The organism is Mixta gaviniae (assembly GCF_002953195.1).
Taxonomy (GTDB): domain Bacteria; phylum Pseudomonadota; class Gammaproteobacteria; order Enterobacterales; family Enterobacteriaceae; genus Mixta; species Mixta gaviniae.
In genome coordinates, this window is sequence record NZ_CP026377.1 from 1,438,343 (window position 1) to 1,463,823 (window position 25,481).

A 25,481-nucleotide genomic window follows, 5' to 3' on the forward strand; every position below is an offset into this window, starting at 1 on the left:
GATGATGAGAACAGTGCTGATTACAGCGTTCGCGCCTTTTGGCGGCGAACAAATTAACCCCTCCTGGGAAGCGGTGCGTCAGCTCGATGAGCGAATGATAGGCGGCTGCAAGGTCGTAGCGAAAGAGCTGCCCTGCGCCTTCGGCGACGCGCTGACCGCGCTCTATGTCGAAATGGAGGCGCTGCAGCCGGAGCTGGTGATCGCGGTAGGGCAGGCGGGCGGGCGCGCCGATATCACCGTAGAGCGCGTCGGCATTAACATTAACGACGCGCGCATTGCGGATAATAATGGCAATCAGCCGATCGATGAGCCGATTGTGCCCGGCGGGCCGGCGGCCTATTTCGCAACGCTGCCGATCAAAGCCATCGTTGGGGGCATCCGCGAAGCGGGCATACCCGCCTCGGTTTCGCAGACTGCCGGCACCTACGTCTGTAACCATGTGATGTATGGCCTGCTGCATCGTCTCGCCCAGCAGGGCGATAACGCGCGCGGCGGTTTTATTCATATTCCTTACCTGCCGGAGCAGGCGGTAAATCATCCCGGCGCGCCCAGTATGGCGGCACAAACCGTTATTCTGGCGCTGGAGATGGCGATTACCATTGCATTACGGACGGAACAGGATCTGCGCCTGTCAGGCGGCGCGACGCATTAACAGGATAACGCTATGCCAGAAGGACCAGAGATCCGCCGGGCGGCGGATCGGCTGGAGGAAGCCATTGTCGGCAAACCTTTGACGGATGTCTGGTTTGCCTTTCCGCAGCTGAAAACCTATGAAAACGCCCTGATCGGCGAAACGGTCACCGCGATAGAGACGCGTGGCAAAGCGCTGCTGACGCACTTCTCTAACGGGCTGACGCTCTACAGCCATAATCAGCTGTACGGCGTCTGGCGGGTGGTGAAAACCGGCAGCGAAGCGTCAACGCAGCGCATACTGCGGGTGCGGCTCGCCTGCGCGGAGCAGACCATTCTGCTCTACAGCGCATCGGATATTGAGATGCACAACAGCGATACGCTGGCGGCGCAGCCGTTTTTACAGCGTATCGGTCCTGATGTGCTGGATGACGAGTTGACGGAGGAGGCGGTGCGCGAGCGCCTGCTGTCGCCGCGTTTTCGGCGGCGTCAGTTCAGCGGCCTGCTGCTGGATCAGGCTTTTCTGGCGGGTCTGGGCAACTATCTGCGGGTGGAAATATTGTGGCAGGCGGAGCTGGCGCCGCAGCACCGGGCGCAGGATCTGACCGAGCCGCAGCTGCAGCGGTTGAGCCGGGCGCTGCTGGCGATCCCGCGTCACTCCTACCGCATGCGCGGCACCATGAAAAGCGCGCACCACGAGGCGGCCTTTCGCTTTAAGGTATTCCACCGCGCAGGGAAGCTGTGCGAGCGCTGTGGCGGAGTAATTGAAAAGACTACGCTCTCTTCGCGCCCCTTTTACTGGTGCCCCGGCTGTCAGCATTAAGCTTATCGCAGACAATAAAAAAGGGCCCGCAGGCCCTTTTTCTTTCGCGGCAGATTACTTCTGCAGCTGGGAAGCGAACTCACGCTGTTCGTAACCGGTATAGAGCTGACGCGGACGGGCGATTTTCATCCCTTCATCATGCATCTCTTTCCAGTGCGCGATCCAGCCGACGGTACGCGCCATAGCAAAGATCACCGTGAACATTGAAGAGGGAATACCCATCGCTTTCAGAATGATGCCAGAGTAGAAATCGACGTTCGGATAGAGTTTGCGTTCAATAAAGTACGGGTCATTGAGCGCGATATGTTCCAGCTCCATCGCCACTTCCAGCAGATCGTCCTTCATGCCCAGCTCGTTCAGCACTTCGTGACAGGTTTCGCGCATCACGGTGGCGCGCGGGTCATAGTTTTTGTAAACACGATGACCGAAGCCCATCAGGCGGAAAGAGTCGTTCTTATCTTTCGCGCGGCGGACGAATTCCGGGATGTGATCTTTGTGGCTGATCTCTTCCAGCATACGCAGGCAGGCTTCGTTGGCGCCGCCGTGCGCCGGTCCCCACAGCGAGGCGATGCCGGCTGCGATACAGGCGAACGGGTTGGCACCCGAGGAGCCGGCGGTACGTACGGTCGAAGTAGAGGCGTTCTGCTCGTGGTCAGCGTGCAGGATCAGAATACGATCCATCGCGCGCTCCAGCACCGGGTTCACCTTATACTCTTCACACGGGGTGGCAAACATCATATGCAGGAAGTTGCCGGCGTAGGAGAGGTCGTTGCGTGGATAAACAAACGGCTGACCGATCGAATATTTGTAGCACATCGCCGCCACGGTCGGCATTTTCGACAGCAGGCGGAACGCGGCGATTTCACGGTGACGCTCAATGTTAACGTCCAGCGAATCGTGATAGAACGCGGCCAGCGCGCCGGTCACGCCGCACATCACCGCCATCGGGTGAGAATCGCGACGGAAGCCGTGGAACAGACGGGTAATCTGCTCATGAATCATGGTATGGCGCGTAACGGTGGTGCGGAACTCTTCGAACTGCGCCTGGGTTGGTGCTTCGCCGTTCAGCAGGATATAGCAGACTTCAAGATAGTTAGAGTGGGTGGCGAGCTGATCGATAGGATAACCACGATGGAGCAGGATACCTTCATCACCATCAATATAGGTGATCTTCGATTCACAGGACGCAGTAGAGGTAAAACCGGGGTCGAACGTGAACAGGCCTTGTGAACCGAGGCTACGCACGTCAACAACATCCTGACCCAGTGTGCCGTGCAGCACGTCCAGTTCGACAGGAGCTTCACCGTTCAGGGTTAGCGTCACTTTTTTATCAGACATTTACAGTCTCCTTAGCGCCATATTTGGTGGATCTTTGACACCAAAATTACCATCATGCTGCGGATTGCGTGAAATAAATGCAGACTATCAACTCTGTGGCATGGTGTCGCGTGCAGGGTACAGAGTGACGGCGCGGTTGGAAGCTTCCGGCAAACATGATGCTAATGCGTTCTGCGGTTGTTAAAGATCCGTTCTGGTCATTATAGAATTTTAACTAATAACCTGATGCATTTAGCAATTTATTTAATCACTGTTACATAACTTGTGTTTAGGGGAAAGTGTATCCCCATAACTTTTGCGCATCATAGGACTTTTGTGCGTTAGTTTGTAACTGAAATGTTGAACTTTTGTCAAATCAGATAATTAAATTTGTTTAAAATGTGAAAATTGAGAGATCGATCACTGTTCCGCCTAAATGTTTCCAAAGCGTTTGTAGGGGAATTGTAATAAGAATGTGATCGTCCTATACTGCCGCCAGGTCTCCGGAATACCCTGACACCGAGAGCCACCCAGCGTTTTATCGCTTCAATTAACACTGGATGTTGCTGTTTTGGTGCCGGTGCGCAGTCTGACCACGCCCGTGATCGGCTTTCACCTTCAGGACCGGAGGAAGCAAAATAAGAAAGGCTGTGTGGGCAAAACCGTGAAAAAACAAAGACCTGTCAACTTGGATCTCACTACGATCCGGTTTCCCGTTACTGCAATTGCGTCCATTCTCCACCGCGTTTCCGGCGTCATCAGTTTTGTGGCCGTCGGTATTCTGCTCTGGCTACTGGGTCTCTCGCTCTCCTCACCCGAAGGCTTCCTGCAGGCATCTGCCGTCATGAACAGCTTTTTCGCTAAGTTCATTATGTGGGGCATCCTCACCGCACTGGCCTGGCACACTGTCGGCGGCATTCGTCACATGCTGATGGACTTCGGATATTTAGCTGAAACCCAGCGCGTCGGCAATAGCTCAGCGCGTATCGGCTTCGGCATTACTATCGTGCTTTCAATTCTGGCGGGAGTCCTCGTATGGTAAGCAATGCTACTGCACTGGGGCGCAATGGCGTGCAGGACTGGCTGCTGCTGCGTGCCACTGCAATCCTTATTACGCTCTATACCCTGTATATCCTCGGCTTCTTTATTGTGTCCGATACCCTGACATACGATATCTGGCGCGCCTTCTTCGCCTCTTCCTTTACGAAAGTCTTTACGCTGCTGACGCTGTTCTCCACCGTGATCCACGGCTGGATCGGTATGTGGCAGGTATTGACGGACTACATTAAGCCGCTGGCGTGGCGCCTGCTGTTGCAGCTGGTGATTGTCGTCGCGCTGTTGGTCTATGCGATTTATGGAACCGTTGTGGTATGGGGTGCGTAAGATGAATTTGCCAGTCAGAGAGTTTGATGCCGTAGTGATCGGGGCAGGCGGCGCAGGTATGCGCGCGGCCCTACAGATTTCACAGGCGGGGCAGAGCTGTGCCCTGCTGTCTAAAGTTTTCCCGACCCGTTCCCATACCGTGTCCGCACAGGGCGGCATCACCGTCGCGCTGGGCAACAGCCACGAAGATAACTGGGAATGGCACATGTACGATACCGTTAAAGGTTCCGACTATATCGGCGACCAGGACGCGATTGAATATATGTGTAAAACCGGCCCGGAAGCGATTCTGGAGCTGGAGCATATGGGCCTGCCATTCTCCCGTCTCGACGACGGCCGCATTTACCAGCGTCCGTTTGGCGGTCAGTCGCGCAACTTTGGCGGTGAGCAGGCGGCGCGTACCGCCGCGGCCGCCGACCGTACCGGCCATGCGCTGCTGCATACCCTGTATCAGCAGAACCTGAAAAACAAAACCACCATCTTCTCCGAATGGTACGCGCTCGATCTGGTGAAAAACCAGGATGGCGCCGTGGTGGGCTGTACCGCGCTGAGCATTGAAACCGGCGAAGTGGTCTACTTCAAGGCGAAAGCCACGGTGCTGGCCACCGGCGGCGCGGGCCGAATTTACCAGTCCACCACGAATGCGCACATCAATACCGGCGATGGCGTCGGCATGGCGCTGCGCGCGGGCGTGCCGGTGCAGGATATGGAGATGTGGCAGTTCCACCCGACCGGCATCGCCGGCGCGGGCGTGCTGGTAACCGAAGGCTGTCGCGGCGAAGGCGGCTACCTGCTGAACAAGCACGGCGAGCGCTTTATGGAACGTTACGCGCCGAACGCCAAAGATTTGGCGGGTCGCGACGTGGTAGCGCGTTCAATGATGATTGAGATTCGCGAAGGCCGTGGCTGCGAAGGCCCGTGGGGCCCACACATTAAGCTGAAGCTGGATCATCTGGGCAGTGAAGTACTGGAATCCCGCCTGCCGGGCATTCTGGAACTGTCGCGTACTTTCGCCCACGTCGATCCGGTGAAAGAGCCGATCCCGGTCATCCCGACCTGTCACTACATGATGGGCGGCATTCCGACCAAAGTGACCGGCCAGGCGCTGACCCTGAACGAAAAAGGCGAAGATGTGGTGGTGCCAGGCTTGTTCGCCGTTGGCGAAATCGCCTGCGTATCGGTACATGGCGCTAACCGCCTCGGTGGCAACTCGCTGCTGGATCTGGTGGTCTTCGGCCGCGCCGCCGGCCTGCATCTGCTGGAGTCTATCCAGGAGCAGGGCGAGCTGCGTGATGCTTCTTCTGACGATATCGACGCCGCGATGGCGCGCTACCGCCGCTGGGATAACAACACCACGGGTGAAGATCCGGTGGAAATCCGCAGAGCGCTGCAAAGCTGCATGCAGAACAACTTCTCGGTATTCCGTGAAGGCGACGCGATGGCAAAAGGGCTGGAGGATCTCAGGCAGATCCGCGAGCGCCTGCAGCAGGCGCGTCTGGACGACCGCTCCAGCGATTTCAACACCCAACGCGTTGAGTGTCTGGAGCTGGATAACCTGATGGAAACAGCGTTCGCTACCGCCGTAGCGGCCAACTACCGCACGGAAAGCCGCGGCGCCCACAGCCGTTTTGACTACCCGGATCGTGACGATGAGAACTGGCTGTGCCATTCGCTCTATCTGCCGCAAACCGAAAGCATGACGCGCCGTGAGGTGAACATGCAGCCGAAACTGCGCGCCGCTTTCCCGCCGAAAGTGCGTACCTACTAATTTGCGGAGAAAAGACGATGAGACTCGAATTTTCCATTTATCGTTATAACCCGGATGTGGATGACGCGCCCCGTATGCAGGATTACACCCTGGAAGCGGAAGATGGACGCGACATGATGCTGCTGGACGCGCTGATTAAACTGAAAGAGCAGGACCCGTCGCTGGCGTTCCGCCGCTCCTGTCGTGAAGGGGTGTGCGGCTCCGACGGTCTGAACATGAATGGCCGCAACGGGCTGGCGTGCATTACGCCGGTTTCGGCGCTGGGCAACGGCAAGCAGAAGATTGTTATCCGCCCGCTGCCGGGCCTGCCGGTGATCCGCGACTTAGTCGTGGACATGGGCCAGTTCTACAAGCAGTATGAGAAGATTAAGCCTTACCTGTTGAATAATGGCGAAAATCCGCCGGCGCGCGAGCATCTGCAGACGCCGGGCGAGCGTGCGCATCTGGATGGCCTTTACGAGTGCATCCTCTGCGCCTGCTGCTCAACCTCTTGCCCGTCGTTCTGGTGGAACCCGGACAAGTTCGTTGGGCCTGCGGGGCTGCTGGCCGCCTATCGCTTCCTGATTGACAGCCGCGACACCGAAACCGAGGCGCGTCTGGATAACCTGAGCGACGCTTTCAGCGTATTCCGCTGCCACAGCATCATGAACTGTGTCAGCGTGTGCCCAAAAGGGTTGAACCCCACCAAGGCGATCGGCCACATTAAGTCGATGCTGTTGCAACGTAACGCGTAACGGAAACGCCATCCGGGAACCCAGGTTCCCGGATGTTTTACGGAGACCCCGGTAAGGTCTGTCAGGGCGAAAATGCGCTGCCGCGACAAACCTTACCAAGGTTCCCTTACGGGCCAGGGCATCGGTTGCCCACAGCGCTCGTATCGATGAACTGGATCTGGCTGTGCCGCACCTCTGATAAGCAGGCGTGCGACGCAGCGTTGGGCAAGCCGGTAACCCGGCAACAATGAAACCTCGAAAAAAGCATGTAATGCTTAAGGGATCACAATGCAGAACAGCGCAATGAAGCCCTGGCTTGACTCTTCCTGGCTGGCCGGCGCGAACCAATCTTACATAGAGCAGCTCTATGAGGATTTTCTCACCGATCCTGACTCTGTTGATGCTGTGTGGCGCGACATGTTCCAGCAGCTTCCCGGCACCGGGCTCAGGCCTGAGCAGTTCCACTCCTCAACGCGCGACTATTTCCGTCGCCTGGCGAAAGATACCTCACGCTATGCCGCCTCCGTTGGCGATCCCGATGCCAATGCCAAACAGGTTAAAGTCCTGCAGTTAATCAACGCTTACCGTTTCCGCGGCCATCAGCACGCCAGCCTCGATCCGCTGGGACTGTGGCAGCAGGAGCAGGTGTCGGATCTCGATCCCGCGTTTCATGGCCTGAGCGAGGCGGACTATCAGGAAACCTTCAACGTCGGCTCCTTTGCTATCGGCAAAGATCGCCTGCAGCTCGGCGAGCTGATTAACGCGCTGAAGCAGACCTACTGCGGCCCGATCGGCGCGGAATATATGCATATCACCAATACGGAAGAGAAGCGTTGGATCCAGCAGCGCATCGAATCGGTAGTGGGTCACGCGGCCTTCAGCAGCGAAGAGAAAAAAGGCTTCCTGAAAGAGCTGACCGCAGCGGAAGGCCTGGAGCGCTATCTGGGGGCGAAATTCCCTGGCGCGAAACGCTTCTCGCTGGAAGGCGGCGACGCGCTGGTGCCGATGCTGCGCGAGATGATCCGTCACGCCGGCAAAAATGGCACCCGCGAAGTGGTGCTGGGTATGGCGCACCGCGGCCGTCTGAACGTGCTGATCAACGTGCTGGGCAAAAAGCCGCAGGATCTGTTCGACGAATTCGCCGGCAAGCATAAAGAGCATCTCGGCACCGGCGACGTGAAATACCATATGGGCTTCTCCTCCGACGTGGAGACCGAAGGCGGTATGGTTCACCTGGCGCTGGCGTTTAACCCGTCGCACCTCGAGATCGTCAGCCCGGTAGTGATGGGCTCGGTGCGCGCGCGTCTCGATCGTCTGGATGAGCCGGTCAGCAACAAAGTGCTGCCGATCACCATTCACGGCGATGCGGCGGTGATCGGTCAGGGCGTGGTGCAGGAAACCCTGAACATGTCTCAGGCGCGCGGCTACGAAGTGGGCGGTACAGTGCGTATCGTGATCAACAACCAGATCGGCTTTACCACTTCCAACCCGAAAGATGCCCGCTCTACGCAATACTGCACCGATATCGGCAAAATGGTGCAGTCGCCGATTTTCCACGTCAACGCTGACGACCCGGAAGCGGTGGCCTTCGTGACCCGACTGGCGCTCGATTTCCGCAACACCTTCAAGCGCGACGTCTTTATCGATCTGGTTTGCTATCGCCGCCACGGCCATAACGAAGCGGACGAGCCGAGCGCCACGCAGCCGGTGATGTACCAGAAAATCAAAAAGCATCCGACGCCGCGTAAAATTTACGCCGATCGTCTGGAAGCGGAGCAGGTGATCAACCTGGAAGACGCTACCGAGATGGTCAACCTTTACCGCGATGCGCTCGACGCGGGCGAATGCGTGGTGCCGGAATGGCGTCCGATGAGCCTGCACTCTTTCACCTGGTCGCCTTACCTCAACCACGAGTGGGATGAGAGCTACCCGGAGAAAGTGGATTTCAAACGTCTGCAGGAACTGGCAAAACGCATCAGCCAGGTACCGGATTCGGTGGAAGTGCAGTCGCGCGTCGCGAAGATTTACAACGACCGTGCCGAAATGGCGGCGGGCAACAAGCTGTTCGACTGGGGCGCTGCGGAAAACCTGGCCTACGCCACGCTGGTGGATGAAGGCATTCCGGTGCGTATCTCCGGTGAAGACTCCGGTCGCGGCACCTTCTTCCATCGTCATGCGGTGGTCCATAATCAGGCGAACGGCTCAACCTATACGCCGCTGCAGCACATCCATAACGGCCAGGGCCAGTTCCGCGTCTGGGACTCGGTGCTGTCGGAAGAGGCGGTGCTGGCGTTTGAGTATGGCTACGCTACCGCGGAGCCGCGCACCCTGACCATCTGGGAAGCGCAGTTCGGCGACTTCGCCAACGGCGCGCAGGTGGTGATTGACCAGTTCATTAGCTCCGGCGAGCAGAAATGGGGCCGGATGTGCGGCCTGGTGATGCTGCTGCCGCACGGCTACGAAGGGCAGGGCCCGGAACACTCCTCGGCGCGTCTGGAACGTTATCTCCAGCTCTGCGCAGAACAGAATATGCAGGTGTGCGTCCCGTCTACGCCGGCGCAGGTTTACCACATGCTGCGCCGTCAGGCGCTGCGCGGTATGCGTCGTCCGTTGGTGGTGATGTCGCCGAAATCGCTGCTGCGTCATCCGCTGGCGGTCTCATCGCTGGATGAGCTGGCGAACGGCAGCTTCCAGCCTGCTATCGGCGAAGTCGACGACCTCGATCCGAAAGCGGTGAAACGCGTGGTGCTGTGCGCCGGCAAGGTCTACTACGATCTGCTGGAGCAGCGCCGCAAAAATGAACAAAACGATGTCGCAATCGTGCGTATCGAGCAGCTCTATCCGTTCCCGCATAAAGCGGTACAGGAAGCGCTGCAGCCTTACGCGCACGTGCATGATTTCGTCTGGTGTCAGGAGGAGCCGCTGAATCAGGGCGCCTGGTATTGCAGCCAGCACCACTTCCGCGAAGTGGTTCCTTTTGGTGCTTCTTTACGTTATGCCGGTCGTCCGGCTTCCGCTTCACCTGCTGTAGGTTACATGTCTGTACACCTGAAACAGCAGCAAGACCTGGTTAATGACGCGCTGAACGTTGATTAAATAAGGAAAGATAATGAGTAGCGTAGATATTCTCGTTCCCGACCTGCCTGAATCTGTTGCTGATGCCACTGTAGCAACCTGGCATAAGAAACCGGGCGATGCGGTAAGCCGCGATGAAGTGCTGGTTGAAATCGAAACGGATAAAGTCGTTCTGGAAGTGCCTGCTTCTGCGGACGGCGTGCTGGAAGCTGTACTGGAAGATGAAGGCGCCACCGTGACCTCGCGTCAGATTCTGGGCCGCCTGAAAGAAGGCAACAGCGGCGGCAAAGAGACCGCCGCCAAAGCGGAAAGCAATGAATCCACGCCGGCGCAGCGTCAATCCGCGTCGCTGGAAGAAGAGAGCAATGACGCACTGAGCCCGGCGATCCGTCGTCTGATCGCGGAACATAGCCTGGACGCGGCAGCCATCAAAGGCACCGGCGTCGGCGGCCGTATCACGCGTGAAGATGTGGAAAAACATCTGAAACAGCAGCCGGCCGCAGCGAAAGCGGAGCCGAAACAGGAAGCCGCGCCGCAGCCGCTGGTAGGCCGCAGCGAGAAACGCGTCCCGATGACGCGTCTGCGCAAACGCGTCGCCGAACGTCTGCTGGAAGCGAAGAACAGCACCGCGATGCTGACCACCTTCAACGAAGTGAACATGAAGCCGATTATGGATCTGCGCAAGCAGTACGGCGATGCCTTCGAGAAGCGTCACGGCGTGCGTCTGGGCTTTATGTCCTTCTATATCAAGGCAGTAGTAGAAGCGCTGAAGCGTTATCCGGAAGTGAACGCCTCGATCGACGGCGACGACGTGGTTTATCACAACTACTTCGATGTCAGCATCGCCGTTTCCACACCGCGCGGCCTGGTGACGCCGGTACTGCGCGATGTCGATACGCTGAGCATGGCGGATATCGAGAAGAAAATTAAAGAGCTGGCGGTGAAAGGCCGTGACGGCAAGCTGACGGTTGAAGAGCTGACCGGCGGCAACTTTACCATCACCAACGGCGGCGTCTTCGGTTCGCTGATGTCCACGCCGATCATCAACCCGCCGCAGAGCGCCATTCTGGGCATGCACGCCATTAAAGATCGTCCGATGGCGGTCAATGGCCAGGTGGTGATCCTGCCGATGATGTATCTGGCGCTCTCTTACGATCACCGTTTGATCGATGGCCGCGAATCCGTGGGCTATCTGGTGGCGGTGAAAGAGATGCTGGAAGATCCGGCGCGCCTGCTGCTGGACGTTTAATCTTGCCGGGCGCGGTGATGCCGCGCCCAACGTTATTAATCTTTTCAGACCTGAATGGATAGAACATCATGAACTTACACGAGTACCAGGCGAAACAGCTGTTTGCACGGTATGGCTTACCGGCACCCACCGGCTACGCCTGCACTACGCCACGCGAAGCGGAAGAAGCGGCCTCTAAAATCGGCGCAGGCCCGTGGGTAGTTAAATGTCAGGTTCATGCCGGCGGCCGCGGTAAAGCGGGCGGTGTGAAAGTGGTTAAGAGCAAAGAAGAGATCCGTACCTTCGCGGAGAACTGGCTGGGTAAACGTCTGGTCACTTACCAAACGGATGCGGAAGGGCAGCCGGTAAACCAGATTCTGGTGGAAGCGGCGACCGATATCGATCAGGAGCTGTATCTGGGCGCGGTTGTTGACCGCAGCACGCGTCGCGTGGTGTTTATGGCCTCTACCGAAGGCGGCGTTGAGATTGAGAAAGTGGCGGAAGAGACCCCGCACCTGATCCATAAAATGGCGCTTGATCCGCTGACTGGCCCGCAGCCTTATCAGGGCCGTGAGCTGGCGTTCAAGCTGGGCCTGACCGGCAAGCAGGTGAACCAGTTCACCAAAATCTTTATGGGCCTCGCTACTCTGTTCCTGGAGCGCGACCTGGCGCTGGTGGAGATCAACCCGCTGGTGATCACCAAACAGGGCGACCTGATCTGCCTGGATGGCAAACTGGGTGCCGACGGCAACGCCATGTTCCGTCAGCCGGAGCTGCGCGAAATGCGTGACCCGAGCCAGGAAGATCCGCGCGAAGCGCACGCGACGCAGTGGGAACTGAACTACGTTGCGCTGGAAGGCAACATCGGTTGTATGGTGAACGGCGCCGGTCTGGCGATGGGCACCATGGACATCGTGAAGCATCACGGCGGCCAGCCGGCTAACTTCCTTGACGTGGGCGGCGGCGCGACCAAAGAGCGCGTAACCGAAGCGTTTAAAATCATCCTCTCTGACGACGCGGTAAAAGCGGTATTCGTTAACATTTTCGGCGGCATCGTACGCTGCGACCTGATTGCCGATGGCATCATCGGCGCAGTAGCCGAAGTGGGCGTCAACGTACCGGTCGTGGTACGTCTTGAAGGGAACAACGCTGAGCTGGGCGCACAGAAACTGGCGGACAGCGGACTGAACATTATTGCGGCAACCAGCCTGACCGACGCGGCCCAACGCGTTGTTGCCGCAGCGGAGGGTAAATAATGTCCATTTTGATCGACAAAAACACCAAAGTTATCTGCCAGGGTTTCACCGGCGGCCAGGGTACATTCCACTCTGAGCAGGCGCTGGCCTATGGTACGCAGCTGGTTGGCGGCGTGACGCCAGGCAAAGGCGGCACCACCCATCTCGGCCTGCCGGTATTCAACACCGTGCGCGAAGCGGTAGAAGCGACCGGTGCGACCGCCTCTGTGATCTACGTTCCGGCGCCGTTCTGCAAAGATGGCATCCTGGAAGCGATCGACGCGGGCATTAAATTAATCATCACCATCACCGAAGGCATCCCGACACTGGATATGCTGACAGTGAAAGTGAAGCTGGACGAAGCGGGCGTACGTATGATCGGCCCGAACTGCCCGGGCGTGATCACGCCGGGCGAATGCAAAATCGGCATCATGCCGGGTCACATTCATCAGCCGGGCCGCATCGGCATCGTTTCCCGCTCCGGCACGCTGACCTATGAAGCTGTGAAGCAGACCACCGACATCGGCTACGGCCAGTCCACCTGCGTGGGTATCGGCGGCGACCCGATTCCGGGCTCCAACTTCATCGATATCCTGGAGATGTTCCAGAATGACCCGCAGACGGAAGCGATCGTGATGATCGGTGAAATCGGCGGCAGCGCCGAAGAAGAAGCAGCGGCCTTCATCAAGGAACATGTGACCAAACCGGTTGTGGGCTACATTGCCGGCGTAACCGCGCCGAAAGGCAAGCGTATGGGCCACGCCGGCGCCATCATCGCAGGCGGTAAAGGCACGGCGGATGAGAAATTCGCTGCGCTGGAAGCGGCCGGCGTGAAAACCGTTCGTAGCCTGGCAGACATTGGCGACGCCGTAAAAGCTGTTCTCCCTCTGAAATAATCCGTGTCGGATGATTGAATCTTCAGGCCACCTTCGGGTGGCCTTTTTTATCTGTTTTTATTTCCCATGCGATAGCCTGATGTATACCGTCGCTTTGCGCCGCACAGGCGGCCTATATTGGGTTGCCACGGCGGTATCCGTTATTGCGCTCTGTTAATAAGAAAGTAATAACCGGTTTAATAAATGTAAAAATAAACGTTTTTATAAAGGGCGTGCAGGGCCATAAAATATTAATAAAAGCCACTGCTGTTCAGATTTTTTCTAAATCTATTTTACGCGCTTCAGGCGTGATTCGCTGGGCGATTAACGGCTTCAAAGATTTAATTAAACAATTAAACAACAAATTGGTTACCTGTTATCTCATTAATTTATCTTCTTTTAACGAGGGGTAACGATTTTATAAGTCATTGAAACAGATGTATTTATATTTCTTTAGCGTTTTTTTAATTAAATTGCGCTATATCAACTTCGTCTTTATAACGCTTTTGTGGTAAATGCGAATCTGGATCAAAAAATATTTACCTCGTCACGCTAATTTCGCTTTACCGTATCGTTTGTAAGGGTATGATATTGCCGTCTCACTCTGGAAGTGCTTATTAACTTCAAATCAACCGCTGGCTGGCGGTCGGGATCGTTCGTCCGTTAACCAGTAATAAAAGCAGCTTTTTTTTAACAGCAATCAGCATGGCGCAATTTGTCCGCTGCGGCGGTGAATAAAGCCGTGTCTTAAATGCTTTCAGCGAAAAGCAAGGGGTTAAGATGTTTGATATCGTCGAACTGTCGCGTTTACAGTTTGCCCTGACGGCGATGTACCATTTCCTGTTCGTACCGTTAACGCTGGGTATGGCGTTTCTGTTGGCGATCATGGAAACCGTCTACGTTCTGTCGGGTAAGCAAATCTACAAAGATATGACCAAATTCTGGGGCAAGTTGTTTGGCATCAACTTCGCGCTCGGGGTGGCAACGGGCCTGACCATGGAATTCCAGTTTGGCACCAACTGGTCTTATTACTCTCACTACGTCGGCGATATCTTCGGCGCCCCGCTGGCGATCGAAGGCCTGATGGCCTTTTTCCTTGAATCCACCTTTGTCGGCCTCTTTTTCTTCGGCTGGGATCGGCTGGGCAAAGTGCAGCACATGGCCGTGACCTGGCTGGTGGCGCTTGGCTCCAACCTCTCCGCGCTCTGGATTCTGGTGGCTAACGGCTGGATGCAGAACCCGGTCGCCTCGGAGTTTAACTTCGAAACCATGCGTATGGAGATGGTGAGTTTCTCTGAACTGGTGCTTAACCCGGTGGCGCAGGTGAAATTCGTGCATACCGTTGCGGCGGGCTATACCACCGGCGCCATGTTTATTCTCGGCATCAGCGCTTACTACCTGCTGCGCGGCCGCGATCTCGCTTTCGCGAAACGCTCTTTCGCCATCGCCGCCAGCTTCGGCATGGCGGCGGTGCTGTCGGTGATCGTGCTGGGCGATGAGTCCGGCTACGAGATGGGCGACGTGCAGAAAACCAAGCTGGCGGCGATTGAAGCGGAGTGGGAAACCCAGCCTGCGCCGGCCGCCTTTACCCTGTTCGGCCTGCCGAATCAGCTGACGCAGGAGAACGGCTACGCGATTCAAATCCCTTATCTGCTGGGCCTGATCGCCACCCGCTCGGTGGATAAGCCGGTAACCGGCCTGAAAGATCTGATGACGCAGCATGAAGTGCGCATCCGCAACGGCATGAAAGCCTACCACCTGCTGGAAGAGCTGCGCGCTGGCAACAGCGATCCGGCGATACGCGAGGCGTTCAACGGCCATAAACAGGATCTCGGTTACGGCCTGCTGCTGAAACGCTATACCCCGAACGTCACTGACGCCACGGAAGCGCAGATCAAGCAGGCGACGCAGGACTCTATCCCGCATGTTGCGCCGCTCTACTTCTCTTTCCGCATCATGGTCCTGGCCGGCGTTCTGATGCTGGGCATCATTGGTCTCTCTTTCTGGAGCGTGATCCGCAACCGCATCGGCAAAAACCGCTGGCTGCTGAAAGCAGCGCTGTACGGTATTCCGCTGCCGTGGATCGCCGTAGAAGCGGGCTGGTTCGTGGCGGAATATGGCCGTCAGCCCTGGGCGATTGGCGAAGTGCTGCCGACGGCGGTGGCGAACTCGACGCTAACGGTCGGCGATCTGCTGTTCTCGATGGGGCTGATCTGCGGGCTCTACACACTCTTCCTGGTGGTAGAGATGTACCTGATGTTCAAGTTCGCCCGCTTGGGCCCAAGCAGCCTGAAAACCGGACGCTATCACTATGAGCAGTCCACTATCGCTTCGCAGCCGGTGCAGTAAAGGAGCCAGCTATGTTGGATTATGAAGTTGTACGTTTTATCTGGTGGCTGCTGATCGGCGTATTGCTGATTGGCTTCGCGGTCGCCGACGGGTTTGATATGGGCGTCGGCATGCTGTCGCGCATTCTCGGACGCACCGATACCGAGCGCCGCATTATGATTAACAGCATCGCGCCGCACTGGGACGGTAACCAGGTGTGGCTGATCACCGCTGGCGGCGCGCTGTTCGCCGCCTGGCCGATGGTCTACGCGGCCGCGTTCTCCGGTTTCTATGTGGCGATGATTCTGGTACTGGCTTCGCTCTTCTTCCGTCCGGTCGGCTTTGACTACCGTTCCAAGATTGAGGATATGCGCTGGCGCAAGCTGTGGGACTGGGGCATTTTCGTCGGCAGTTTCGTACCGCCGCTGGTGATCGGCGTGGCGTTTGGCAACCTGCTGCAGGGCGTGCCTTTCCATGCCGACGCCTATCTGCGCCTTTACTACACCGGTAATTTTTTCCAGCTGCTGAACCCGTTCGGCCTGCTGGCAGGCATCGTCAGCCTGACGATGATCCTGACGCAGGGCGCCACTTATCTGCAGATGCGCACCGCCGGCGAGCTGTCTCTGCGCGCGCGCGCGGCGGCGCAAATCAGCGCGCTGGTGATGCTGGCGGCGTTCGCGCTGGCGGGCGTCTGGGTGATGTATGGCATCGATGGCTATGTGGTGACCAGCGCTATCGATCGCGCTGCGGCCTCCAATCCGTTAAATAAAGAGGTTGCACGCGAAGCGGGCGCCTGGCTGCTTAACTTTAACCGCTATCCGCTACTGTGGCTGATCCCGGCGCTGGGCCTGCTGTTCCCGCTGTTAACGGCGCTCTGCTCGCGGATGAAGAAGGGCGCCTGGGCGTTCCTGTTCTCTTCGCTGACGCTGGCCTGCGTCATTCTTACCGCCGGAGTGGCGATGTTCCCCTTCATTATGCCCTCCAGCACGCAGCCGAACATGAGCCTGACGCTGTGGGACGCCACCTCAAGCCTGATGACGCTGAAGCTGATGCTCTATGTGGCGATGGTGTTCGTGCCGCTGATTCTGATTTACACCAGCTGGTGCTACTACAAAATGTTTGGCCGCATCACCAAAGAACATATTGAAAGCAACACTCATTCACTCTATTAACGGAGGCGTTTAGCCATGTGGTATTTTGCCTGGATTCTTGGAACGCTGCTCGCCTGCGCCTTTGGTATCATCACCGCGCTGGCGCTGGAGCATGTGGAAGAGACGGCGCAGCAGGATAAAGCCTGATGCGTCAGCGGCTGCAACCGTTCTGTCACCTGATAGATAAGCGCCCGCTGCGGGCGCTTTCTCTGGCGCTGGCGCTGCTGCTGGCCGCCTGTCTGTTTTGGGATCCGACGCGTTTCGCCGCCCGCACCAGCCCGCTCAGCGTCTGGCAGGGGCTCCTGCTGATCTGGGCCACCTGCGCGGGCGTGGTACATGGCGTCGGCTTTCGTCCGCGCCGGCTGCGCTGGCGTTGCTGCTTCGCGCCGCTGCCTGCGCTGCTGGTACTGCTGTGGGGCGTCGGCTTCTTTTTCTTTGACTGATTATTCGGGGCGGGCGCGTTGTCGTCCGGCCCCTGCTGACAGCGCAAAGCGACCTCAGCAAACCTCCGCTTTTTTCCGCCTTCCGTCAGGATATATTCCGAAAATTTTGTCAATAGTTTCCATTTGATAATTATTTTCTCCGCGCTTCGGCGACCCATTCCAAAGCCGATTGCACTTGCGTATAGTAGCAACGTTTAAAAGCATTACCGGGATGTAAAGTGAGTACAACGCTGTTTCGATGGCCGGTGCGTGTCTACTACGAAGATACCGATGCCGGCGGTGTGGTTTACCACGCCAGCTACATTGCTTTCTATGAACGGGCACGTACTGAGATGCTGCGCCAGCACCATTTCAATCAGCAGTCGCTGCTTGAACAGCAGATTGCTTTTGTCGTGCGTCGCATCACGGTTGACTATATTGCTGCCGCGCGTCTGGACGACATGCTTGAAGTGCAGAGCGAGGTAACGTCGATGAGTCGCGCGACCATGACGTTCAGGCAGCGTATCGTCAATGCGGAAGGCAAACTGCTCAATGAGGCAGAAGTCCTTATTGCCTGCATCAACCCACACCTAATGAAGCCGATAGCGCTTCCCAAGTCTATTGTCGCGGAGTTCAAGCAGTGACTGACATGAATGTTCTTGATTTGTTCCTGAAGGCGAGCCTTCTGGTCAAACTTATCATGTTGATTTTGATCGGGTTTTCCATTGCGTCCTGGGCGATCATCATCCAGCGCACCCGCATTCTCAACGCGGCAGGACGCGAAGCGGAAGCGTTTGAAGATAAATTCTGGTCGGGCATCGAGTTATCCCGCCTGTATCAGGAAAGCCAGGGGCGTCGCGATGAGCTGAGCGGCTCGGAGCAGATCTTCTACGCCGGCTTTAAAGAGTTCGCCCGTCTGCATCGCGCTAACAGCCATGCGCCGGAAGCGGTGGTTGAAGGCGCCAGCCGCGCGATGCGTATCTCAATGAACCGCGAGCTGGAAGCGCTGGAAAACCATATTCCGTTCCTCGGCACCGTCGGCTCCATCAGTCCCTATATCGGCCTGTTCGGTACGGTCTGGGGCATCATGCACGCCTTTATCGCGCTGGGCGCGGTGAAGCAGGCCACGCTACAGATGGTGGCGCCGGGCATCGCCGAAGCGCTGATCGCGACCGCGATCGGTCTGTTCGCTGCGATCCCTGCGGTCATGGCCTACAACCGCCTTAACCAGCGCGTGAACAAGCTGGAGCAGGGCTACGACAACTTTATGGAAGAGTTCACGGCTATCCTGCATCGTCAGGCGTTCTCCAGCGAGAATAAAAAGTAAGCAGAGGTGACGTATGGCCAGAACGCGTGGTCGCGGTCGTCGCGATCTGAAGTCTGAAATTAACATCGTTCCGCTGCTGGACGTGCTGCTGGTGCTGCTGCTGATCTTTATGGCGACGGCGCCGATTATCACCCAGAGCGTCGAAGTCGATCTGCCGGATGCGACGGATTCGAAAACCGTCTCCAGCGACGATAATCCGCCGGTGATTGTGGAAGTGTCCGGCGTTGGGCAGTACAGCCTGGTCGTCGATCACGATCGTATGGAGCAGCTGCCTTCCGAGCAGGTAGTGGCGGAAGCGCAGCGCCGGCTGGAAGCGAATCCGAAAACGGTGTTTCTGATTGGCGGCGCGAAAGATGTCCCCTATGACGAAATTATCAAGGCGCTGAACCTGCTGCATCAGGCGGGTGTGAAATCAGTCGGCCTGATGACGCAGCCAATTTAATTATTCCGTAACCGTTTTTTGGGAACCGAGCGTGTCGAAGGCATCCGAACAAAACGATAAGTTAAAACGCGCGATAATCATTTCAGTGATATTGCATATCGTCATGATTGCATTACTGATTTGGAGTTCGTTTGACGAGAAAATCGAGGCCAGCGGCGGGGGCGGCGGCAGCGATATCGATGCTGTCATGGTCGATCCGGGCGCCGTGGTTGAACAGTATAACCGTCAGCAAAACCAGCAGAGCGACAGCCGTCGCGCCGAGCAGCAGCGTGAGAAACAGGCGCAGCAGCAGGCGGAAGAGCTGCAGGCGAAACAGGCTGCTGAACAGCAGCGGCTAAAAGAGCTGGAGAAAGAGCGGCTGCAGGCGCAGGAAGAGGCGAAACAGCAGGCGCAGGCGCAGGCTGAGCAACAGCGTCAGGCAGAAGAAGCGATGAAGCGTGCGCAGGAGCAGCAGAAAGCGGCCGAAGCCGCCGCGGCGCAAGCCAAAGCGGAAGCGGCGCAGCAGGCGAAAGCGCAGGCGCAGGAACAGGCGAAGGCCGCCGCCGCTGAGGCGAAAGCCAAAGCGGAGGAGCAGGCGAAAGCTGCTGCGGCCGCCGCGAAAGCGAAGGCGGAAGAGCAGGCGAAGGCCGCCGCCGCCGATGCGAAGAAAAAAGCGGAACAGCAGGCGAAGGCCGCTGCGGAAGCGAAAGCCAAAGCGGCTGCTGAAGCGAAAGCTCAGGCGGCGGCAGACGCGAAGGAAAAGGCGGAAGCGAAGGCGAAAGCGGCGGCCGAGGCGAAAGCTCAGGCGGCGGCGGAGGCGAAGGAAAAAGCGGCGGCGGAAGCGAAAGAGAAAGCCGCAGCCGAGGCGAAAGCGAAGGCAGAGGCGAAAGCCAAAGCAGCAGCGGACGCGAAAGCCAAAGCGGCGGCCGAGGCGAAAGCGAAGGCCGCGGCGGACGCGAAGAAAAAAGCGGCGGCGGCCGCAGCCAGCGACAGCAGCGCGGTAGACGATCTGCTGGGCGGTCTGACCTCCGGTAAAAATGCGCCGAAAACTGGCCAGGCCGGCGGCGGCGCAGCGGGGCAGGGTACGCAGAAGAAATCGGGCGCCTCCGGCGCGGCGATTGACAGCTATCTGGGGCAGGTGAAAGGCGCGATACAGAGTAAATTCTACGACGCCGACACCTTTAAAGGGCGCACCTGCGATGTCCGCATTAAGCTGGCGCCCGATGGCCTGTTGATTTCCGCCACGGCGGCGAGCGGCGATGCGGCACTCTGCCAGGCGGCAATCAACGCCGCCCGCATGGCGAGAATGCCTAAGCCGCCAAGCCAGGATGTCTGGCAGGCGGTGAAGGACGCCACGCTGGAATTCAAGCCTTAAGAATGCAGTAACAAATGGCAGGTTGAACTATGGTTAGCTTGCCATACTCTGTATGGTCTTAGTTAATCGTCGTCAGGAACAGTGCGAATTATCATGAACACGACGTTCAGATAAGGGAGAGAAAATGAAGCAGGCACTACGTGTAACCCTAAGCTTTTTTCTTCTTCTGTGGGCAGCGATGCTGCATGCAGAAGTGCGCATCGAAATCACCCAGGGGGTGAATACGGCGCGTCCGATTGGCGTTGTCCCGTTTAAATGGGATGGCCCCGGCGCGGCACCGGAAGATATCGGCGGCATCATCGCTGCGGATCTGCGCAACAGCGGTAAATTCAATCCGCTGGATCGTTCTCGTCTGCCGCAGCAGCCGACCAGCGCGGCGGAAGTGCAGCCGGCGGCCTGGACTGCGCTGGGCATTGATGCAGTAGTGGTCGGTCAGATCCAGCCGGGCGCCGACGGCAGCTATACCGTCTCTTATCAGCTGGTGGATACTTCCGGTTCGCCGGGTACCGTACTGGCGCAAAACCAGTATAAAGTGACCAGGCAGTGGCTGCGCTATGCGGCGCACACCGCCAGCGACGAATCCTTTGAGAAGCTGACCGGCATCAAGGGCGCGTTCCGTACCCGCATCGCCTACGTGGTGCAGACCAACGGCGGTCAGTTCCCGTACGAGCTGCGCGTAGCGGATTACGACGGCTATAACCAGTTTGTGGTGCATCGTTCGCCGCAGCCGCTGATGTCTCCGGCCTGGTCGCCGGACGGCAGCAAGCTGGCCTATGTCACCTTTGAAAGCGGCAAGTCCGCGCTGGTGATCCAGACGCTGGCGAATGGCGCTATTCGTCAGGTCGCTTCGTTCCCGCGTCACAACGGCGCGCCGGCCTTCTCGCCGGACGGTTCTAAGCTGGCGTTCGCGCTCTCTAAAACCGGTAGCCTGAATCTCTATGTGATGGATCTCGGCTCCGGCCAGATTCGTCAGGTAACCGACGGCCGCTTTAACAGCACCGAGCCGACCTGGTTCCCGGACAGTCAGAACCTGGCCTATACCTCAGACCAGGCGGGACGTCCGCAGATTTACAAAATTAGCGTCAATGGCGGCGCGCCGCAGCGCGTAACCTGGGAAGGTTCACAAAACCAGGATGCGGACGTTGCCACTGACGGCAAATCTATGGTGATGATCAGCACCAACGGCGGCGCTCAACACGTCGCACGACAAGATCTGGAAACGGGAGCCGTTCAACAATTAACGGACACGTTCCTGGATGAGACGCCAAGTCTCGCACCTAACGGCACGATGGTAATCTATAGCTCTACTCAGGGGATGGGTTCCGTGTTGCAGTTGGTTTCGACAGATGGGCGTTTCAAAGCGCGTCTTCCGGCTACCGATGGACAGGTCAAATTTCCTGCCTGGTCGCCGTATCTGTGATGCATGTGTAAATATGTATAGCAACTCATAACAGGATTTAGAAATGCAACTGAACAAAGTGCTGAAGGGTTTAATGCTGGCTCTGCCGGTAATCGCTGTGGCTGCATGTAGCTCGCACAAAAACAACAACAACGACCAGACCAACGGTATGGGCGCTGATGGTGCTTACGGTAACGGCAGCGGCAACGGCATGAATGGCGGCAACATGTCTTCTGACGAGCAGGCGCGTCTGCAGATGCAGCAGCTGCAGCAGAACAACATCGTTTACTTCGATCTGGACAAGTACGACATCCGTTCTGACTTCGCTCAGATGCTGGATGCGCACGCTGCTTTCCTGCGTAGCAACCCGTCCTACAAAGTGACCGTAGAAGGTCACGCGGATGAGCGCGGTACGCCGGAATACAACATCGCCCTGGGCGAGCGTCGTGCTAACGCAGTTAAAATGTACCTGCAGGGCAAAGGCGTTTCCGCCGATCAGATCTCTATCGTTTCCTACGGTAAAGAGAAGCCGGCTGTGCTGGGTCATGACGAAGCGGCGTACTCCAAAAACCGTCGTGCCGTACTGGTATACTAAGAGACTCACATGATTAGTAGCTTCAGACCTCACCTGTTGAGTCTGTCGTTACTGATTGGCATAGCGGCCCCCTGGGCCGCTAATGCCCAGGCATCAATCAGTAGCGTCGGCTCTGGCTCGGTGGAAGACCGTGTCACCTCTCTTGAGCGCATCTCCAATGCGCAGGCTCAACTTCTTCAACAGTTACAGCAGCAGCTTAACGCCACGCAGAGCGATATTGATTCGCTGCGCGGACAGATTCAGGAAAACAGCTATCAGCTGAATCAGGTGGTTGAGCGGCAAAAACAGATTTACCAGCAAATCGACAGCCTGAGCAGCGGCGCGTCAGCGGGTGCCAGCGCCGGTAGCGCCGCCCCGTCAGGCGACGATGCGGCGGCCAACAGCGCGGCGGAGAGCGGCGCTGCGGCCTCTGCTTCTGCGGCGCCGGTGCAGGGCGGCGACGCCAACAGTGACTATAACAATGCGGTAGCGCTGGTGCTGGAAAAGAAACAGTACGATCAGGCGATCGCGGCGTTTCAGGCGTTTGTTAAAAAGTACCCGGATTCAACTTACCAGCCGAACGCCAACTACTGGCTGGGTCAGTTGCACTACAACAAGGGGAAAAAGGACGACGCGGCTTACTATTTCGCCACCGTAGTGAAAAAATTTCCTAAGTCGCCGAAAAGTCCGGAAGCACTGTATAAAGTGGGCGTGATCATGCAGGACAAAGGTGACAACGCCAAGGCGAAAGCGGTTTATCAGCAGGTGGTCAAACAGTATCCGAACACCGAAGCCGCTAAACAGGCGCAAAAACGCGCGGCCACTCTTTAATTGCGTAAAGTTGACCAGATTTCGCTGGATTTCTGGTCTTAACGCATGAAAGGTAAGCAGTTGAACGCGTTGGCGGCAAATAGTGGTTGCGCTGAAAACGTAAATCAGTAATATATGCCGCCGTTGACGAGGCATAAGCGATTGTGTTTCGGATGCCTAAAGTGGGTCGTTAGCTCAGTTGGTAGAGCAGTTGACTTTTAATCAATTGGTCGCAGGTTCGAATCCTGCACGACCCACCACTTTAAAGCAGTACCCGGTGCAAACCGGTGGATAGAAACCGAAAGGGCGCTATCCAAAGCAGTAAACCGCACGGCGGGTCGTTAGCTCAGTTGGTAGAGCAGTTGACTTTTAATCAATTGGTCGCAGGTTCGAATCCTGCACGACCCACCACTTAAAGCAGTACCCGGTGCAAACCGGCGGATAGCAACCGAAAGGGCACTATCCAAAGCAGCAAACCGCACGGCGGGTCGTTAGCTCAGTTGGTAGAGCAGTTGACTTTTAATCAATTGGTCGCAGGTTCGAATCCTGCACGACCCACCAATTCAAAGCAGTACCCGGTGCAAACCGGCGGATAGCAACCGAAAGGGCACTATCCAAACCAGTAAACCGCATTGCGGGTGATTAGCTCAGTTGGTAGAGCACCTCCCTTACAAGGAGGGGGTCGGCGGTTCGAGCCCGTCATCACCCACCATCGGGTCGTTAGCTCAGTTGGTAGAGCAGTTGACTTTTAATCAATTGGTCGCAGGTTCGAATCCTGCACGACCCACCAGTGTAGAAAGGCGCCCTAAAGGCGCCTTTTTGCTATGTAAAATCGGCAGGATGAGAACCTGCAGCAGGTTCGGGTCGAGCTGTGCGAGACAACGTTGCCGCAGGCAACGGCCCGAAGGGCGAGGCGAAGCCGAGTCATCCTGCACGACCCACCCGTGTAGAAAGGCGCCCTAAAGGCGCCTTTTTGCTATGTAAAATCGGCAGGGTGAGAACCTGCAGCAGGTTCGGGTCGAGCTGTGCGAGACAACGTTGCCACAGGCAACGGCCCGAAGGGCGAGGCGAAGCCGAGTCATCCTGCACGACCCACCCGTGTAGAAAGGCGCCCTAAAGGCGCCTTTTTGCTATCCAAAATCGGCCGCTATTTTTTTACCGGCGTTAAATTCTTCCAGATATGCATCACGGCATAGCTGCGCCAGGGCCGCCAGGCCGCTGATATCGCCTCCGCCTGCCTGGCCGTGACCTTGCCGAGATTGTTGCGCACCACGATATCGCCAGCGGGAAAGGCATCAGGCCAGCGCAGCGCACGCATCGCAATATAGGCGGCGGTCCAGTCGCCGATGCCGGGCAGCTGCTTCAGCTTCACCATCATCGCTTCCGGGTCGCTGCTGGTGTCCAGCAGCAGCTCGCCGCGGGTGCAGCCGGCGGCCAGCGCCAGAATCGACCGCGCCCGGGCGCTGACGATGCCTAAACTGGCGATCTCATCAATACTCGCCTCACTAACCCGCTGCGACGTCGGCGCCAGGCGACTCAGCGCCGGGAAAGGGGTGGCGAACGCTTCGCCAAAGGCGCCGACAAAGCGCCCGCCCAGCGTGGTGGCCGCCTTCACCGTAATCTGTTGCCCAAGCACCGCGCGTACCGTCATCTCAAAACCGTCGAAGGCGCCCGGCACCCGCAGTCCAGGATCGCGCCCGACACTGGCGGCCAGCAGCGGATCCTGGCGCAGGCGATCGTCAATACACTGCGGATGCGCGTTAAGATCGAACAGGTTGCGCAGGCGGCGCAGCAGAGCGGGCAGGGCGCCGGTCAGCGAATGGGAGAACTCAACCTGTAGCGCCTGCTTCTGGGCCGCGTGCGTGACGCGGATCCAGCCGCGAAACCGTCCCAGCTGCACGGTGCGTGCGTAGCTCTCCTCATCCACCCATTCGACGTTTTTCAGCGCGCGCAGGCGCAGGAAGTCGAGCATTGTCTGCCAGGGATAGGGAGGACGATAGCTCAGCAGCAGCGTGGAAGCATCATCCGGCCCGTCGAGCGGTTCGCCGGCGGCGGCCTCTTTCCGCAGGCGGCTGGGCGCCATGCGGTAGCGCTTGTTAAAGACGTCGTTAAAACGCCGCAGGCTGCTGAAGCCGCTGGCGAAAGCGATATCCGTAACGGGCAGGCGCGTTTCGGTCAGCAGCTGCTTCGCCAGCAGCAGGCGTCGGGTTTGCCGCAGCTCCAGCGGCGACACGCCCAGCTCTTGCTGCACAATGCGTCTCAGCTGCCGCAGGCTCAAATTAAACCAGGCGGCGACCTCTTCCAGGCTGCCCGTCTCGTCAAGCCTGCCCTCATCGATGCGCTGCAGCAGCAGGTCGGCGATGCGATGGGCGCTGTCAACCGGCGCATTACCCGGCGCCAGCTCGGGACGGCAGCGCAGGCAGGGACGGAAATCCGCCTTTTCCGCCGCCCCGGCGCTGGCGAAGAAAAGGCAGTTTTCCCGACGCGGTGCTTTTACCGGACAGACGGGACGACAATATATGCCGGTCGAGGTCACGCCGACAAAAAACAGGCCGTCGAAACGCCGGTCTTTAGAGGTCAACGCCTGATAGGCCGTATCGCCATTAATCATTTTTCAGCTCCGTGAC

The 25,481-nt window shown here is 57.7% G+C and carries 23 protein-coding genes, 5 tRNA genes and 2 other RNA genes; 28 read left to right on the top strand and 2 right to left on the bottom strand.

What is annotated here, in order from left to right; genetic code table 11:
• The first annotated feature begins 4 nt into the window (after window positions 1-4).
• Together pcp and nei are read left to right on the top strand one after the other, a co-directional pair.
• On the top strand, window positions 5-652 hold the full coding sequence (gene pcp, locus C2E15_RS06655; protein ID WP_104956671.1) for a pyroglutamyl-peptidase I: 648 nt from the start codon (window positions 5-7) through the stop codon (window positions 650-652).
• Between the two features lie 12 nt (window positions 653-664).
• A complete protein-coding gene (gene nei / locus C2E15_RS06660) occupies window positions 665-1,453 on the top strand; it encodes an endonuclease VIII (protein ID WP_104956672.1) in 789 nt (262 codons plus the stop codon).
• A 54-nt stretch (window positions 1,454-1,507) separates the two neighbouring features.
• On the opposite strand, the gene C2E15_RS06665 is transcribed toward nei, so the two are convergent.
• A complete protein-coding gene (locus C2E15_RS06665) occupies window positions 1,508-2,791 on the bottom strand; it encodes a citrate synthase (protein ID WP_104956673.1) in 1,284 nt (427 codons plus the stop codon).
• Between the two features lie 631 nt (window positions 2,792-3,422).
• Between C2E15_RS06665 and sdhC the strand changes: the two genes are divergently transcribed.
• The 26 genes from sdhC to C2E15_RS06800 all read left to right on the top strand — a co-directional run bounded on the left by sdhC (window position 3,423) and on the right by C2E15_RS06800 (window position 23,952).
• Entirely contained in the window at window positions 3,423-3,812 is a 390-nt protein-coding gene (gene sdhC, locus C2E15_RS06670) for a succinate dehydrogenase cytochrome b556 subunit (protein ID WP_038630084.1), read from the top strand.
• The gene (gene sdhD, locus C2E15_RS06675; RefSeq protein WP_104956674.1) at window positions 3,806-4,153 is read left to right on the top strand and encodes a succinate dehydrogenase membrane anchor subunit; all 348 of its coding nucleotides are present in this window, start codon (window positions 3,806-3,808) and stop codon (window positions 4,151-4,153) included. The genes sdhC and sdhD overlap by 7 nt, the downstream gene beginning before the upstream one ends.
• 1 nt (window position 4,154) lies before the next feature.
• Window positions 4,155-5,921 carry a succinate dehydrogenase flavoprotein subunit gene (gene sdhA / locus C2E15_RS06680; protein ID WP_104956675.1) on the top strand — a complete coding sequence of 589 codons (1,767 nt, stop codon included), beginning with the start codon at window positions 4,155-4,157 and terminating at the stop codon, window positions 5,919-5,921.
• A gap of 17 nt (window positions 5,922-5,938) precedes the next feature.
• Entirely contained in the window at window positions 5,939-6,655 is a 717-nt protein-coding gene (locus C2E15_RS06685; protein ID WP_104956676.1) for a succinate dehydrogenase iron-sulfur subunit, read from the top strand.
• Window positions 6,656-6,922: 267 nt separating this feature from the next.
• Entirely contained in the window at window positions 6,923-9,730 is a 2,808-nt protein-coding gene (gene sucA, locus C2E15_RS06690; RefSeq protein WP_104956677.1) for a 2-oxoglutarate dehydrogenase E1 component, read from the top strand.
• A 13-nt stretch (window positions 9,731-9,743) separates the two neighbouring features.
• Entirely contained in the window at window positions 9,744-10,958 is a 1,215-nt protein-coding gene (odhB, locus tag C2E15_RS06695; protein ID WP_104956678.1) for a 2-oxoglutarate dehydrogenase complex dihydrolipoyllysine-residue succinyltransferase, read from the top strand.
• Window positions 10,959-11,026: 68 nt separating this feature from the next.
• Window positions 11,027-12,193 (top strand): ADP-forming succinate--CoA ligase subunit beta, encoded by a 1,167-nt coding sequence (gene sucC, locus C2E15_RS06700; RefSeq protein ID WP_104956679.1) that lies wholly within the window; start codon window positions 11,027-11,029, stop codon window positions 12,191-12,193.
• Window positions 12,193-13,068: a succinate--CoA ligase subunit alpha gene (gene sucD, locus C2E15_RS06705; protein WP_104956680.1), complete on the top strand. Its 876-nt coding sequence runs from the start codon at window positions 12,193-12,195 to the stop codon at window positions 13,066-13,068. The genes sucC and sucD overlap by 1 nt, the downstream gene beginning before the upstream one ends.
• Before the next feature lie 759 nt (window positions 13,069-13,827).
• The gene (gene cydA, locus C2E15_RS06715; protein ID WP_104956682.1) at window positions 13,828-15,396 is read left to right on the top strand and encodes a cytochrome ubiquinol oxidase subunit I; all 1,569 of its coding nucleotides are present in this window, start codon (window positions 13,828-13,830) and stop codon (window positions 15,394-15,396) included.
• An 11-nt stretch (window positions 15,397-15,407) separates the two neighbouring features.
• The gene (gene cydB / locus C2E15_RS06720; protein WP_104956683.1) at window positions 15,408-16,547 is read left to right on the top strand and encodes a cytochrome d ubiquinol oxidase subunit II; all 1,140 of its coding nucleotides are present in this window, start codon (window positions 15,408-15,410) and stop codon (window positions 16,545-16,547) included.
• Between the two features lie 15 nt (window positions 16,548-16,562).
• Window positions 16,563-16,673, top strand: coding sequence for a cytochrome bd-I oxidase subunit CydX (gene cydX / locus C2E15_RS06725; protein ID WP_071883693.1), 111 nt, complete (start codon window positions 16,563-16,565; stop codon window positions 16,671-16,673).
• Entirely contained in the window at window positions 16,673-16,969 is a 297-nt protein-coding gene (gene ybgE / locus C2E15_RS06730; protein WP_104956684.1) for a cyd operon protein YbgE, read from the top strand. The genes cydX and ybgE overlap by 1 nt, the downstream gene beginning before the upstream one ends.
• Before the next feature lie 218 nt (window positions 16,970-17,187).
• Window positions 17,188-17,592, top strand: coding sequence for a tol-pal system-associated acyl-CoA thioesterase (gene ybgC, locus C2E15_RS06735; protein WP_104956685.1), 405 nt, complete (start codon window positions 17,188-17,190; stop codon window positions 17,590-17,592).
• On the top strand, window positions 17,589-18,275 hold the full coding sequence (gene tolQ / locus C2E15_RS06740; protein ID WP_104956686.1) for a Tol-Pal system protein TolQ: 687 nt from the start codon (window positions 17,589-17,591) through the stop codon (window positions 18,273-18,275). The genes ybgC and tolQ overlap by 4 nt, the downstream gene beginning before the upstream one ends.
• A 13-nt stretch (window positions 18,276-18,288) precedes the next feature.
• Window positions 18,289-18,717, top strand: a complete 429-nt coding sequence (tolR, locus tag C2E15_RS06745; RefSeq protein WP_038627352.1) for a colicin uptake protein TolR — start codon at window positions 18,289-18,291, stop codon at window positions 18,715-18,717.
• A 31-nt stretch (window positions 18,718-18,748) separates the two neighbouring features.
• Window positions 18,749-20,071 carry a cell envelope integrity protein TolA gene (gene tolA, locus C2E15_RS06750; protein ID WP_104956687.1) on the top strand — a complete coding sequence of 441 codons (1,323 nt, stop codon included), beginning with the start codon at window positions 18,749-18,751 and terminating at the stop codon, window positions 20,069-20,071.
• Window positions 20,072-20,195: 124 nt separating this feature from the next.
• Window positions 20,196-21,491, top strand: coding sequence for a Tol-Pal system beta propeller repeat protein TolB (tolB, locus tag C2E15_RS06755; RefSeq protein WP_104956688.1), 1,296 nt, complete (start codon window positions 20,196-20,198; stop codon window positions 21,489-21,491).
• Window positions 21,492-21,534: 43 nt separating this feature from the next.
• Complete coding sequence (gene pal / locus C2E15_RS06760) at window positions 21,535-22,065, top strand: peptidoglycan-associated lipoprotein Pal (protein ID WP_104956689.1); 531 nt, start codon at window positions 21,535-21,537, stop codon at window positions 22,063-22,065.
• A 9-nt stretch (window positions 22,066-22,074) separates the two neighbouring features.
• Window positions 22,075-22,875: a cell division protein CpoB gene (gene cpoB, locus C2E15_RS06765; protein WP_104956690.1), complete on the top strand. Its 801-nt coding sequence runs from the start codon at window positions 22,075-22,077 to the stop codon at window positions 22,873-22,875.
• Window positions 22,876-23,038: 163 nt separating this feature from the next.
• Window positions 23,039-23,114: transfer RNA gene (locus C2E15_RS06770), tRNA-Lys, on the top strand.
• 75 nt (window positions 23,115-23,189) lie between these two features.
• Window positions 23,190-23,265 (top strand) — tRNA-Lys (locus tag C2E15_RS06775).
• A 74-nt stretch (window positions 23,266-23,339) separates the two neighbouring features.
• A tRNA-Lys gene (locus C2E15_RS06780) sits at window positions 23,340-23,415 on the top strand.
• 75 nt (window positions 23,416-23,490) lie between these two features.
• Window positions 23,491-23,566, top strand: a tRNA-Val gene (locus tag C2E15_RS06785).
• A 2-nt stretch (window positions 23,567-23,568) separates the two neighbouring features.
• Window positions 23,569-23,644 (top strand) — tRNA-Lys (locus C2E15_RS06790).
• 29 nt (window positions 23,645-23,673) lie between these two features.
• Window positions 23,674-23,798: non-coding RNA, RtT sRNA (locus C2E15_RS06795), on the top strand.
• A gap of 29 nt (window positions 23,799-23,827) precedes the next feature.
• A non-coding RNA gene (locus C2E15_RS06800) (RtT sRNA) lies at window positions 23,828-23,952 on the top strand.
• A gap of 49 nt (window positions 23,953-24,001) precedes the next feature.
• On the opposite strand, the gene C2E15_RS06805 is transcribed toward C2E15_RS06800, so the two are convergent.
• A complete protein-coding gene (locus C2E15_RS06805) occupies window positions 24,002-25,465 on the bottom strand; it encodes an AlkA N-terminal domain-containing protein (RefSeq protein ID WP_104956691.1) in 1,464 nt (487 codons plus the stop codon).
• Window positions 25,466-25,481 lie beyond the last annotated feature (16 nt).